The 12892-nt window shown below is 66.6% G+C and carries 10 protein-coding genes; 2 read left to right on the top strand and 8 right to left on the bottom strand.

All coding sequences use genetic code 11. The features are described 5' to 3' along the window. The first annotated feature begins 52 nt into the window (after positions 1-52). A complete protein-coding gene (gene acnA / locus SY91_RS18015) occupies positions 53-2770 on the top strand; it encodes an aconitate hydratase AcnA (protein WP_023474460.1) in 2718 nt (905 codons plus the stop codon). A 177-nt stretch (positions 2771-2947) separates the two neighbouring features. On the opposite strand, the gene SY91_RS18010 is transcribed toward acnA, so the two are convergent. From SY91_RS18010 to SY91_RS18000, 3 genes are read right to left on the bottom strand one after another with little or no spacing between them, the layout of a single operon-like run. Beyond that, positions 2948-3391 carry a DUF1801 domain-containing protein gene (locus SY91_RS18010; protein ID WP_006479363.1) on the bottom strand — a complete coding sequence of 148 codons (444 nt, stop codon included), beginning with the start codon at positions 3389-3391 and terminating at the stop codon, positions 2948-2950. After that, positions 3388-3819 carry an SRPBCC domain-containing protein gene (locus tag SY91_RS18005; protein WP_006479364.1) on the bottom strand — a complete coding sequence of 144 codons (432 nt, stop codon included), beginning with the start codon at positions 3817-3819 and terminating at the stop codon, positions 3388-3390. The genes SY91_RS18010 and SY91_RS18005 overlap by 4 nt, the downstream gene beginning before the upstream one ends. Further along, the gene (locus tag SY91_RS18000) at positions 3819-4142 is read right to left on the bottom strand and encodes an ArsR/SmtB family transcription factor (protein WP_023474459.1); all 324 of its coding nucleotides are present in this window, start codon (positions 4140-4142) and stop codon (positions 3819-3821) included. The genes SY91_RS18005 and SY91_RS18000 overlap by 1 nt, the downstream gene beginning before the upstream one ends. A 646-nt stretch (positions 4143-4788) precedes the next feature. Between SY91_RS18000 and SY91_RS17995 the strand changes: the two genes are divergently transcribed. Then, positions 4789-6522, top strand: a complete 1734-nt coding sequence (locus tag SY91_RS17995) for a protease pro-enzyme activation domain-containing protein (protein WP_006479366.1) — start codon at positions 4789-4791, stop codon at positions 6520-6522. Positions 6523-6586: 64 nt separating this feature from the next. Here SY91_RS17995 and SY91_RS17990 read toward each other — a convergent pair whose 3' ends face one another. The 5 genes from SY91_RS17990 to SY91_RS17970 all read right to left on the bottom strand — a co-directional run bounded on the left by SY91_RS17990 (position 6587) and on the right by SY91_RS17970 (position 12856). Next, positions 6587-8005, bottom strand: coding sequence for an MFS transporter (locus SY91_RS17990; RefSeq protein ID WP_012338487.1), 1419 nt, complete (start codon positions 8003-8005; stop codon positions 6587-6589). Positions 8006-8377: 372 nt separating this feature from the next. Then, positions 8378-9214: an ABC transporter permease gene (locus SY91_RS17985; protein WP_006479368.1), complete on the bottom strand. Its 837-nt coding sequence runs from the start codon at positions 9212-9214 to the stop codon at positions 8378-8380. Positions 9215-9251: 37 nt separating this feature from the next. Continuing rightward, a complete protein-coding gene (locus tag SY91_RS17980; protein ID WP_011548115.1) occupies positions 9252-10508 on the bottom strand; it encodes an ABC transporter permease in 1257 nt (418 codons plus the stop codon). 111 nt (positions 10509-10619) lie between these two features. Next, a complete protein-coding gene (locus SY91_RS17975; RefSeq protein ID WP_011548116.1) occupies positions 10620-11666 on the bottom strand; it encodes an ABC transporter substrate-binding protein in 1047 nt (348 codons plus the stop codon). A gap of 77 nt (positions 11667-11743) precedes the next feature. Then, positions 11744-12856 carry an ABC transporter ATP-binding protein gene (locus SY91_RS17970; RefSeq protein ID WP_006479371.1) on the bottom strand — a complete coding sequence of 371 codons (1113 nt, stop codon included), beginning with the start codon at positions 12854-12856 and terminating at the stop codon, positions 11744-11746. Between the last annotated feature and the right edge of the window lie 36 nt (positions 12857-12892).

The raw sequence follows: 12892 nt of genomic DNA, 5'->3' as shown, positions 1-12892 counted from the left end.
CCGTCATTTACAGGACACGTAGTTTCCTAGCCTTAAACCCAGGAAAATCACCATGGCCCACAATCTCCACAAGACCCTCAAGGAATTCGACAGCGGTTCCGGCAAAGGCAAGTTCTACTCGCTGCCGCAGCTCGGCAAGGAACTGAAGACGAAGATCGAACGCCTGCCGGTGTCGATCCGCATCGTGCTCGAGTCCGTGCTGCGCAACTACGACGGCAAGAAGATCACCGAAGAGCACATCGAGCAGCTCGCGAACTGGAAGCCGACCGCGAAGCGCGTCGACGAGATTCCGTTCGTCGTGTCGCGCGTCGTGCTGCAGGATTTCACGGGCGTACCGCTGCTCGCCGACATCGCGGCCATGCGCGGCGTCGCCGAACGCACGGGCAAGAACCCGAAGAAGATCGAACCGCTGGTCCCGGTCGATCTCGTCGTCGATCACTCGGTCCAGATCGACTACTTCCGCCAGAAGGACGCGCTCGACCTGAACATGAAGCTGGAATTCCAGCGCAACAACGAGCGCTACCAGTTCATGAAGTGGGGCATGCAGGCGTTCGACACGTTCAAGGTCGTGCCGCCGGGCGTGGGCATCGTCCACCAGGTGAACCTCGAATACCTCGCGCGCGGCGTCCACAAGAAGACCGACGGCGGCGACACCGTGTACTACCCGGACACCCTCGTCGGCACGGACAGCCACACGACGATGATCAACGGCATCGGCGTGGTCGGCTGGGGCGTGGGCGGCATCGAGGCGGAAGCCGGCATGCTCGGCCAGCCGGTGTACTTCCTGACGCCGGACGTCGTCGGCGTCGAGCTGAAGGGCAAGCTGCGCGAAGGCGTGACGGCCACCGACCTGGTGCTGACGATCACCGAAATGCTGCGCAAGGAGAAGGTCGTCGGCAAGTTCGTCGAATTCTTCGGCGAAGGCACGCGCTCGCTGTCGCTGCCGGACCGCGCGACGATCGGCAACATGGCGCCGGAATACGGCGCGACGATGGGCTTCTTCCCGGTCGACGAAAAGACGATCGACTACTTCGAAGGCACGGGCCGCACGAAGGCCGAAATCGCCGCGTTCGAAAACTACTTCAAGGCGCAGAACCTGTTCGGCATCCCGAAGGCCGGCGACATCGACTACACGAAGACGGTGACGCTCGACCTCGCGACGGTCGCGCCGTCGCTGGCCGGCCCGAAGCGCCCGCAGGACCGCATCGAGATCGGCCACGTCAAGTCGACGTTCACCGACCTGTTCTCGAAGCCGGTTGCCGAAAACGGCTTCGCGAAGAAGGCGGACGACCTGAACACGCAATACACGACGAGCAACGGCGTCGACGTGAAGAACGGCGACGTGCTGATCGCCGCGATCACGTCGTGCACGAACACGTCGAACCCGAGCGTGCTGCTGGCCGCCGGCCTGCTCGCGAAGAAGGCGGTCGAGGCCGGCCTCACGGTCGACCCGAAGATCAAGACCTCGCTCGCGCCGGGATCGCGCATCGTCACCGAATACCTGACGAAGACGGGCCTGCTGCCCTACCTGTCGAAGCTCGGCTTCGAAGTCGCGGCGTACGGCTGCACGACCTGTATCGGCAACGCGGGCGACCTGACGCCGGAACTGAACGAGGCGATCACGAAGAACGACATCGTCGCGGCGGCCGTGCTGTCCGGCAACCGTAACTTCGAAGCGCGTATCCACCCGAACATCCGCGCGAACTTCCTCGCGTCGCCGCCGCTGGTCGTCGCGTACGCGATCGCCGGCAACATCACGCGTGACCTGATGACCGAGCCGGTCGGCAAGGGCAAGGGCGGCCGTGACATCTACCTCGGCGACATCTGGCCGACGAGCGACGAAATCCACGCGCTGCTCAAGTTCGCGCTCGATCCGAAGAAATTCGAGGACAACTACTCGAAGCTGACCAAGAAGGGCGACCTCTGGAGCAAGATCGAGGGCGAATCGGGCGAGGTCTACGACTGGCCGAAGTCGACGTACATCGCCGAGCCGCCGTTCTTCGGCAACGACTTCTCGATGGAGCCGGCTGCATCGATCCCGACGGTCAAGGGCGCGCGCGCACTGGGCATCTTCGGCGACTCGGTCACGACCGACCACATCAGCCCGGCAGGCTCGATCAAGGAAGACTCGCCGGCAGGCAAGTGGCTGAAGGAAAACGGCGTGCAGAAGGCCGACTTCAACAGCTACGGCTCGCGCCGCGGCAACCATGACGTGATGATGCGCGGCACGTTCGCGAACGTCCGGATCAAGAACCTGATGATCCCGCCGAAGGCGGACGGCACGCGCGTCGAAGGCGGCCTGACGATCCACCAGCCGAGCGGCGAACAGCAGTCGATCTACGACGCAGCGATGCAGTACGTCGCAGCCGGCACGCCGACCGTCGTGTTCGCGGGCGAAGAGTACGGCACGGGCTCGTCGCGCGACTGGGCCGCGAAGGGCACGCAGCTGCTCGGCGTGAAGGCCGTGATCGCACGCAGCTTCGAGCGCATCCACCGCTCGAACCTGGTCGGCATGGGCGTGCTGCCGCTGCAGTTCAAGGGCGCGGACAGCGTCCAGTCGCTCGGCATCACCGGTGAAGAGACGTACGACATCGAAGGCCTTGGCGACGACTTCAAGCCGCAGCAGGACGTCACGCTCGTGATCCATCGCAAGAACGGCGAAACGCAGCGCGTGCCGGTGCTGCTGCGCATCGATACGCCGATCGAAGTCGACTACTACAAGCACGGCGGGATTCTGCCGTTCGTGCTGCGCTCGCTGCTCGCAGCGTAAGCGCGCGGCTGTTGCAGGTGCCGCAGCCGCCTCGCGGGCGGTTGCGGCCGATTTGGATGCCCGACCTCGTGTCGGGCTTTTTTTCGTCTGTCGCTCGGTGGGCCCGCGGCGTAGCGTCGACCGCACGGCGGCGCCACGCTTTCGCGGGATGTCACCGGCCGGCATCCGGCTCGCGCGTCACGCCGCCTTGCTGCTTCGCACCTTCGCGCCCGCGGAGGAACCCGCCCGCGCGTTCTTCTTCAGATGGGTGCGGTTGTATTCGATCGCCGCGCGCACGAGGTGCTTCAACGCCCGCTTGTCGAGCTTGTCGCCTTCGAAGAAATCGATCGCGCGCCGCGCATTGCCTTCGAGGCCGTCGTTGAACAGCTGGTCGGGATCGGGCAATTTCGCGCCGTGCATGAACGTCAGCTTCACCTTGCCCTTGTGCGCGTTCGCGACCGCGATCATCCCGTCGCACGACCACACGGGGCTGCCCATCCACTTCCATTCCTCGACGATGCTGTCGTCCGCCGCGAGAATCGTCTGCCGGAGCTCGGCGAACGTCTTGCCGCGCCAGTCGACGATGCCGGCGATCAGCGCATCGATACGCTCCGACGGGGTCGGGTCCGATGCTGCGCTCATGAGCGGGCCTCCGTGCCTTCGTCGGGGTGCGCCAGCACCTGTTCGAGCGAATCGAAGAACCGCACCCAGCCGTGCTGCGCACCGCGGTAGGCCTGTTCCTGATCCGTACGGAAGCCCGCCTGCTCCATGCGCAGGTGCGTGCCGGCCGGCGTCGGCGTAAGCGTCCACGTCACGACGCTTTCGAGGCCGTGGGCCGCCCACGTATAGGACAGCGTGCGGTGCGGCTCGATCGCGAGGACCGTACAGTCGACCGAGCCCCAGTCCGCGCGGAAGCTGAACGCACGGCCCGCGACGGGCTCGAAGTCGCTCTTCATCAGCCACGCCTCGATCAGGTGCGGTTGCGTGAGCGCGCGCCAGATCTTCTCCGGCGGATGCGGCAGTTCCCGGTCGACGACGACGGAGCGCGTTTCGGTAGTGGCTTGGTTCATTACTGATCCATCCTTTTGAGCAGATCTTCGAGGGCATCGAACCGGCTCTGCCAGAAGCCCGCCATCTGGCTCGTCCAGTCGATCAACGGGGCCAGCGCCTGCGGCTGCGCGCTGTAGTGCGTCTGCCGGCCTTCGTGACGGTCGTTCACGAGCCCGGCCTGCTTCAGTACGCCAAGGTGCTTCGACACGGCCGGCTGCGACACGCCCGCGTGGGCGGTCAGCGCGGCAACCGTCAGCTCGCCCTCCGCGCACAGCCGCTCGAAAAGCGCGCGGCGCGTGGGATCGGCGAGTGTCCGGAAAAGCGTGTCGTGGGTGTTCTGCATGTCTGGCACAATCCATAACTCGATGGTTATGGATTGAAGGATAGCTGCTGATCGCCGCACGTCAAGGCGGGATTTCGCGAACGACGTCGTTCGATCTCGCGCCACGGGTGCGTGCGTCGCACCGGCCCGCGCCCGCGCCGGATTCGAGCATTTCTTCTAATCGGCGATTGTGACGCGCGATCCGAAAGCAGCCTGCAAGACTGCCCGACGCGCCGTTCCACAGTTCGGGAAACGTCCGGAGTCGGCCTGCCCCGTTCTTGTGCCTGCACGAAGCCGTTCCTGACGGGTTGCTTCCAATGACCACATAGTGCGATACGGCGTGCCGCCATTGACACGCAAACGTCATGCATCCACGCGGTCCTCACCTCCACGAACGCGCACATTCCAACGCTGCAACGAACGACTCGTGCGTGTGAGCGACGCGCGTCGCCGCACCGTCGTACCGCGAACCGGTTCCGCCCGCCGGCCTCGCCATCGTCAACATGTACGACGCCGCGCGCGCACTCATGCGTCCCATTGTCAGAACTGACAGCTATGGAAAATGGCAGCTACCCGAACGCCACCGACGCCCTACGCTCGTCACCGCTCGCGGCCCCACAAGGGCCGGGGGTTCCAGTAACGTCGCCTCTCCTAAAAAGGACTCCCGATGAAAAGGAACGCCTGGTTTGCCCTTCCCCTTCCGTCGCCCCGCCGTCTGGCGTGCGTGGCACCGCTCGTGTTCGCCGCCGTTGCGGCGCATGCGGCGACGGATTGGGTCGATACCCATACGAAAGCCTTTCTGACCGGCCCGCAGTTGATGGCGCGCAGTGCGGCGCCGTCGCTCGAACTCGCGGCCGGCGAGACGACCAACGTCGTCGTCAGCCTGAAGCTGCGCAACGCCGCGCAGCTCAAGCAGCTGGCGCGCGACGTGAACCGGCCCGGCAGCGCGCATTACCGCCAGTACCTGACGCATGAACAGTTCCTCGCGAACTACGCGCCGACCGATGCGCAGGTGCGGTCGGTCGTCGACTATCTGCACAAGAGCGGCTTCACGAACGTCGAGGTCGCGCCGAACCGGCTGCTGATCTCCGCCAGCGGCACGGCCGGCACGGTGAAGACGGCCTTCAACACGTCGCTCGTGCACTTCGAGTACGCAGGCCGTTCAGGCTTCGCCAACACGTCGACCGCGCAGGTGCCGCGCGCACTCGGCGACGTCGTCGGCTCGGTGCTCGGGCTGCAAAGTGTCGCGCGTGCGCGGCCGCTGCTGCGCATCGGCAACGTGGCGAAACCGCAGGCGCTCGCGGCCGGCACGGCCACAGGCCACTATCCGAAGGAATTCCCGGGCCTCTACAACGCGACCGGCGTACCGACCGCAGCCGGCGTGACCGTCGGCATCATCACGATCGGCGGCGTGTCGCAGACGCTGCAGGACCTGAAGCAGTTCACGTCGAGCAACGGCTACGGCACGGTTTCCACGCAGACCGTCAAGACCAACGGCACGGGCGGCAGCTACACCGACGACCAGGACGGCCAGGGCGAATGGGATCTCGACAGCCAGTCGATCGTCGGCTCGGCCGGCGGCCAGGTCGGCAAGCTGGTGTTCTACATGGCGGACCTGAACGCCGCCGGCAACACGGGCCTCACACAGGCGTTCAACCGCGCGGTGTCGGACAACACCGCGAAGGTGATCAACGTGTCGCTCGGCTGGTGCGAAACCGATGCGAACGCGGACGGCACGCTCGACGCGGAGGAGCAGATCTTCACGACGGCCGCCGCGCAGGGCCAGACGTTCTCGGTATCGTCGGGCGACGAAGGCGTGTACGAGTGCAACAACCGCGGCTATCCGGACGGCTCGAACTACACGGTATCGTGGCCGGCTTCGTCGCCGCATGTGCTCGCGATCGGCGGCACGACGCTCTATACGACGTCGGCGGGCGCGTTCTCGAACGAGACGGTGTGGAACGAAGGGCTCGATTCGAACGGCAAGCTGTGGGCGACAGGCGGCGGCGTCAGCACGATCCTGCCCGCGCCGTCATGGCAGTCGGGCAGCAATCGCCAGTTGCCGGACGTCGCGTTCGATGCCGCGCAAAGCACGGGCGCGTACATCTACAACTACGGCCAGTTGCAGCAGATCGGCGGCACGAGCCTCGCCGCACCGATCTTCACAGGCTTCTGGGCACGCCTGCTCGCGGCGAACGGTACAGGCCTCGGCTTCCCGGCCAGCAACTTCTATGCGGACATTCCGTCGCATCCGTCGCTCGTGCGCTACGACGTCGTGTCGGGCAACAACGGCTATCAGGGGTATGGCTACAAGGCCGGCACCGGCTGGGATCTGACGACCGGCTTCGGCAGCCTGAACATCGCGAACCTCAACCAGCTGATCAAGTCGGGCGGGTTCTGAGCGAAGCGTGAAGACCGGCGCGCGGCGATGGCTTGCCGCGCGCCGGTCGTGAACATCCCGTGCCCTACTCCGTCGCCGGCTCCTTCACGGGCTCCGACACGACCGGCGCGCCGGCCCGATGCGACGGCGCGAACAGCCGCAGCCCGCTCGCGACGCTCGCCGCGCCCGCGAAACCCGCACCGAGCATCAACGCAAGCGTCGGTCCGTGGCGCCCCGCGATCCCGAACGATAGCGCAACGAGCGCCGCGCCCGTCGCCTGCCCGATCAGCCGCGCGGTCGCGATGATCCCGCTCGCGCCGCCGCTGCGCTCCGGCGGCGCGCTCGACATCAGCGCCTTCAGGTTCGGCGACTGGAAGAAACCGAAGCCCGCGCCGCACAGCATCATCCGCCAGCCGATGTCGACGACGCCCGGCGACACCGGCAGCGCGGCGAGCGACACCATGCCCGCGCTCAGCAATGCAAGGCCGATCGCGCCGAGCAGCCCGGGCGGATAACGATCCGACAGCCGCCCCGCGATCGGCGCGGCGAGCGCGACGATCGCCGACCACGGCGTCATCAGGAACCCCGTTTCAACAGCACTGCGATGCAGGACGGTTTCGAAATAGAACGGCAGCGACACGAACGCGAGCCCCTGCGCGGCGAACGCGCAGACGGCGGTCAGCGCGGACAGCGTGAACACGGGCCGGCGGAACAGGTCGACTGGCAGCATCGGCGCCGGGTGCCCGGCCTGGCGGCGGATCAGCAGCCAGCCGAACGAGAATGCCACCGCAGCAGCCGCGAACACGACCGAGAGCGGCCCACGCTGCGCGAATTCGCCGAGCGCGAAGATCAGCGACGCGAACGTGATCACGTTGAACAGCGCGGCCACCGGATCGAACGCATGCTTGCCGCGCGCCGTCTGCGGCAGCGACGGAATCGCGACTGCAAGCGCGAACACGCCGAGCGGCACGTTCACCGCGAACAGCCACGGCCACGCGGCCACCGACAGGATCAGCGACGCGATCGTCGGCCCCACCGCGAACGACACGCCGACGACGAGCGCGTTGAAGCCGACGCCGCGCCCGAGCCGGTGCGCGGGAAACAGGCCGCGAATCAGCGCGACGTTGACGCTCATGATCGCGCTCGCACCGAAGCCCTGCACGATGCGCGCGGCCGTCAGCATCGGCAGCGTCGACGCGAGCGAACAACCGAGCGACGCCAGCGTGAACACCGCCAGCCCGGCGACATACACGCGCTTGTGACCGACGATGTCGCCGAGCGACGCGAACGGCAGCAGCGTCGCGACCATCGCGAGCTGGTACGCGTTGATGATCCACACGGACGCGGCCGGCGACGCATGCAGGTCGGCGGCGATCGCGGGCAGCGCGGTGTTCGCGATCGCGGTGTCGAGGGTGGCGAGCGCGACGGCCAGCAGCACGGCGGACATCGCGCGCCAGTTGACGGCCGGCTCGTGCGCGCCGGCGGGGGAAGCGAATTCGGACAAGATGGGCTCGGCTGACGGGCGACGCGCGGCGTCGCGGATTGAGCGGCGCGGCGACGAGCGCTCCGTGCGGCAAGAACGGAACGCGCGACACCGCGAGCCGTATTGTTGCAGAGCCGCACCGAACGTGCAGACGGCCGCGCCGTCAGTCAGCGAAACGAAAGCTTGCGGGATGCCGTGCCTTGCGCGCGGCGTCGTCGATGCGCACAACGATCGACGATCCGGCGATTGCCGGGCAGCCTTTCGGGCTCGCGCCCAGCTTCGTCGTGTCGGCGCCGGCAGCCGGCCCGGCCGCGTCTGCCGGCGACATCACGCATCGGCAATGCGCCGATGCGTGGCACGCGTGCGCCGCCGTCGCGCCACCGCGTCGTCAGGTCAGGTCACCGCACGCCGCGCATTGCGGCCGCGCAGCCATTCGAGCGCGAGCAGCAGGCTCGTCGAGAAAATGATCAGGATCGTGGCGAGCGCCGCGATCGTCGGGCTGATGTTCTCGCGGATGCCCGTGAACATCTGGCGCGGCAGCGTCGTCTGGTCCGCGCCGGCGAGGAACAGCGTGACGACCACTTCGTCGAACGACGTCGCGAATGCGAACAGCGCGCCCGACATCACGCCCGGCGCGATCACCGGCAGCGTCACGCGGAAGAACGTCGTGACCGGGTTCGCGCCGAGCGACAGGCTTGCCCGTACGAGGTTCTGGTTGAAGCCCTGCAGCGTCGCGGCCACCGTCGTCACGACGAACGGCACGCCGAGCGCCGCATGCGCGGCGATCAGCCCCGTGTAGGTATTCGCGAGCCCGAGCGGCGCGAAGAACAGGTACATGCCGACGCCGACCACGACGACGGGCACGATCATCGGCGACAGCAGCACGGCCATCAGCAGCCCCTTGCCGCGGAAATCGGCTTTCGTCAGGCCGATGGCCGCGAGCGTGCCGAGCACGGTCGCGACGACGGTCGCCGACGGCGCGACGATGAAGCTGTTCTTCGCGGCCATGCGCCACTCGTCGGATGCGATCAGGTTCTCGTACCAGCGCAGCGAGAAACCCGGAATCGGATACACGAGGAACGTGCTCGACGAGAACGACAGCGGCACGATCGCGAGCACCGGCAGGATCAGGTACAGCAGCGTCAGCACGACGAGCACGCGCAACGCGACGTACCACGCGCGCTCGACGAACGACATGTGCGGCGCGAACAGCGGCCTGGCGAGTTTCATGGTCGGCATCCCCTTCCCGTTTCCCTGTGCCCGGCGCTCAGCCGAGGCTCACGTTGGTGCGCGTGAAGCGCCCGTATACCGCATACAGCACGAGCGTCGCCGCGAGCAGCAGCCCGCCGAGCGCACACGCCATGCCCCAGTTGATCGTCACGTTGGTGAAGTACGCGACGTAATAGCTGACCATCTGGTCGTTCGGCCCGCCGAGCAGCGCGGGCGTGATGTAATAGCCGATCGCGAGGATGAACACGAGCAGCGCGCCCGCACCGACGCCCGGATAGGTCTGCGGCACGTACACGCGCCAGAACGCGGCGAACGGATGGCTGCCGAGCGACACGGCCGCGCGCTGGTAGGTCGGCGGAATCGACTTCATCACGCTGTAGAGCGGCAGGATCATGAACGGCAGCAGGATGTGCGTCATCGAGATGTACACGCCGACGCGGTTGAACAGCAGCGTCAGCGGATGCGAGATCAGCCCGCTGCCGATCAGCGCCGTGTTGATGAGCCCTTCGCTCTGCAGCAGCACGATCCACGCGGCGACGCGCACGAGCACCGACGTCCAGAACGGAATCAGCACGAGGATCATCACGAGGTTCGCGCGCCGTTCCGACAGCGTCGAGATCCAGTACGCGAGCGGATAGCCGAGCAGCAGCGCGAACAGCGTGACGGCGATGCCGATCACGAACGTGCGCCCGAAGATCGCGAGATAGATCGACTGGTCGGGATCGGCCTGCACGATGTGACCGAAGCCGTCCTGCTTGTGATCGAGCGCGGCGAGCAGGTAGAACGGCGACACCTGGCTGCCGTTCTTCGCGATCGACTGCCAGTACGCGACGTCGCCCCAGCGCGCATCGAGGTCGATGAATTTGGCGCGCGTCTGCGCGGGCGTCAGCGCCGCGTCATTGTCGCCCTTCAGCGGCATCGCGCGCGCCGTCTTCGCGACGAGCGAGCGATAGCCGGGAATCTCGGTGTTCAGGCGCCGCGCGAGCGCGCCCATCGCCTCGCTGTCGGCCACCTTCGTCATGTCGGCCGCGAGCGCGACATACGCGGCGTCCGCCGGTGGCGTCTTGCGGTCCCAGCCCGACAACGCGGCGACCGTGTTCGGCAACGCGGTCGCGATCTCCGGGTTCTGCACCGCACGCGTGAGCAGCGTGCCGATCGGCACGACGAAAATCAGCAGCAGGAAAATCGCGAGCGGCGCGACCAGCAGCAGCGCCATCGTGCGCTTGCGGGCCTCGGCGGCCTTCAGCTCGCGCTTGAGCGCCGCGGTCGACGGCGAGGAAGGCGCGATCGTCATCGTATTCAACTGGTCTCTCCGGCCGGACACGTGCCGGCGGAATGCCGCGCGACGCGATCGACGCGTCGCGCGGCCGGTTGCATCACGACACCCGTGAGGATGCCTGACCGGTTACTTCGTTGCCCATGCGGCGAAGCGCTGTTCGAGCTCGTCGCTGTGGTCGGTCCAGAAGCCGATGTCCTCCAGCACCGCGTTCTTGCCGTTGGCCGGCGAGTTCGGCAGGTTCGCGAGCGTCTTCGCGTCGAGCGCCTTGATCGCCGCGATGTTCGCCGGACCGTACGCGATGTGCTGCGCATACGCCTGCTGCGGCTTCGGCGTCAGCGAGTACGCGATGTACTGCTCGGCCAGCGCCTTGTTCGGCGAACCCTTCGGAATCGCCCAGTAGTCGAGGTCGTAGATGCTGCCGTTCCACACGACCTTCAGGTTCTTGCCTTCCTTCTGCGCGGCGTCGATGCGGCCGTTGTACGCGGTCGACATCACGACGTCGCCGGCGACGAGGAACTGCGGCGGCTGCGCGCCTGCTTCCCACCACTGGATGTACGGCTTCAGCTCGTCGAGCTTCTTGAACGCGCGATCCTGGCCGGCCTTCGTGCCGAGCACCTTGTAGACGTCCTTCGTCGCGACGCCGTCGGCCATCAGCGCGAATTCGAGGTTGTAGCGCGCGCCCTTGCGCATCCCGCGCTTGCCGGGGAATTTCTTCACGTTCCAGAAATCGGCCCAGCCGGTGGGCGCCGACTTCAGCTTGTCCGCGTTGTACGACAGCGCCGTCGACCACACGAAGAAGCCGACGCCGCACACCTGCGGCGATTCCGGAATCAGGTCGGATTTCTTCGCGATCTTCGACCAGTCGAGCTTCTCGTACAGCCCTTCGTCGCAGCCGCGGTTCAGGTCGCCCGATTCGACTTCCACCACGTCCCAGTTGACGTGCTTCGCCTCGACCATCGCCTTCACCTTCGCCTGCTCGCCGTTGTATTCGACGGCCGTGACCTTGTTGCCGGTCGCCTTCTCGAACGGCTGGTTGAACGCGACCTTCTGTGCGTCGCCGTTCGCGCCGCCGAAGTTGACGACCGTGAGCTCGGCAGCGGTGGCCGATGCGCCGAATGCGACCAGGGCCAGCGCGAGCGCCGTGCGGCGCGCGGTAAAGCTTGCTCGTTTCATGATGGTTCCTCTCCTCTCGTGGTGGAAGTGGGCTTTGTTGTTGACGACGTGCTGCGAAAAACCGGGGTAAACCATGCTCACGCGAACACGCGCAGGTGTTCGGGCGAGAACGCAAGCGAGACCGGGGCGCCGGGCGAGAACGCGTCGAGCGCGCCGGTGCCGAGCGGCACCTTCACGAAACATTCGTCCTGGCCCGGCAGTGCGCAGCGCATGCGCACGTGATCGCCGAAATAGATGAGGCTGCGCGCCTCGCCGCTCACGCAATTGGCGGCGGCGCCGTTCGCACCGTTCGCACCGTTCACGCCGTGCGCGGCGAGACTCATGCGCTCCGGGCGGATGCACGCGACGGCCGATGCGCCCTCGGCGGCTTCGCCGATATGGCGGCCGACGAGCTTCGTGCCGTCGTCGAGCCGGAATTCGCAGAATTCGCCGTCGACGCGTGCGATGGTGCCGCGCAGCCGGTTGCTGTCGCCGATGAAGTTCGCGACGAATTCGTTGCACGGCGATTCGTACAGGCGGTCGACGGTGTCGAGCTGCTGCACGATGCCCTTGTCGAACACGGCGACGCGATCGGACATCGTCAGCGCCTCGCCCTGATCGTGCGTCACGTACACGAAGGTCACGCCGAGCTTCTCGTGCAGCGCCTTCAGTTCGTACTGCATGTGTTCGCGCAACTGCTTGTCGAGCGCGCCGAGCGGCTCGTCCATCAGCACCAGCTTCGGCTCGAACACGAGCGCACGGGCCAGCGCGATGCGCTGCTGCTGGCCGCCCGACAGTTGCGCCGGATAGCGTTTCGCGAAGCGCTCCATCTGCACCATCTTCAGCGCGTGCGCGACGCGCTCCGCGCGCTCGGCGGCGGGCAGCTTGCGCACCGTCAGCGGATACCCGACGTTCTGCTCGACCGTCAGGTGCGGAAACAGCGCGTAGTTCTGGAACACCATGCCGATGTTGCGCTTGTGCGGCGGCACGCTGTTCAGCAACTCGCCGTCGAGGCGGATTTCGCCGCCGGTCGGGAATTCGAAGCCGGCCAGCATCATCAGGCAGGTGGTCTTGCCCGAGCCGGACGGCCCGAGCAGCGTCAGGAATTCCCCGCGCTGGATGTCGAGGTCGAGCGATTTGACGACCAGCGTCTCGCCGTCGTAGGTCTTCCGCACGCCGCGAAAGCTGACGATCACATCATCGGACTTCATCGTGCTGTCCCCTGGTTCCGCGCCAATTGATTTTGA

It is taken from the genome of Burkholderia cenocepacia, assembly GCF_014211915.1.
GTDB classification, from domain to species: domain Bacteria; phylum Pseudomonadota; class Gammaproteobacteria; order Burkholderiales; family Burkholderiaceae; genus Burkholderia; species Burkholderia orbicola.
This window is presented reverse-complemented; position numbering and strand designations above follow the sequence as displayed.

Excerpts from the sequence above, each read along its gene's own strand:
- acnA (WP_023474460.1), top strand. The coding sequence starts at position 53 with ATGGCCCACAATCTCCACAAGACCCTCAAGGAATTCGACAGCGGTTCC.
- SY91_RS18010 (WP_006479363.1), bottom strand. The coding sequence starts at position 3,391 with ATGAGCGCAGCATCGGACCCGACCCCGTCGGAGCGTATCGATGCGCTG.
- SY91_RS18005 (WP_006479364.1), bottom strand. The coding sequence starts at position 3,819 with ATGAACCAAGCCACTACCGAAACGCGCTCCGTCGTCGTCGACCGGGAA.
- SY91_RS18000 (WP_023474459.1), bottom strand. The coding sequence starts at position 4,142 with ATGCAGAACACCCACGACACGCTTTTCCGGACACTCGCCGATCCCACG.
- SY91_RS17995 (WP_006479366.1), top strand. The coding sequence starts at position 4,789 with ATGAAAAGGAACGCCTGGTTTGCCCTTCCCCTTCCGTCGCCCCGCCGT.
- SY91_RS17985 (WP_006479368.1), bottom strand. The coding sequence starts at position 9,214 with ATGAAACTCGCCAGGCCGCTGTTCGCGCCGCACATGTCGTTCGTCGAG.
- SY91_RS17980 (WP_011548115.1), bottom strand. The coding sequence starts at position 10,508 with ATGACGATCGCGCCTTCCTCGCCGTCGACCGCGGCGCTCAAGCGCGAG.
- SY91_RS17975 (WP_011548116.1), bottom strand. The coding sequence starts at position 11,666 with ATGAAACGAGCAAGCTTTACCGCGCGCCGCACGGCGCTCGCGCTGGCC.
- SY91_RS17970 (WP_006479371.1), bottom strand. The coding sequence starts at position 12,856 with ATGAAGTCCGATGATGTGATCGTCAGCTTTCGCGGCGTGCGGAAGACC.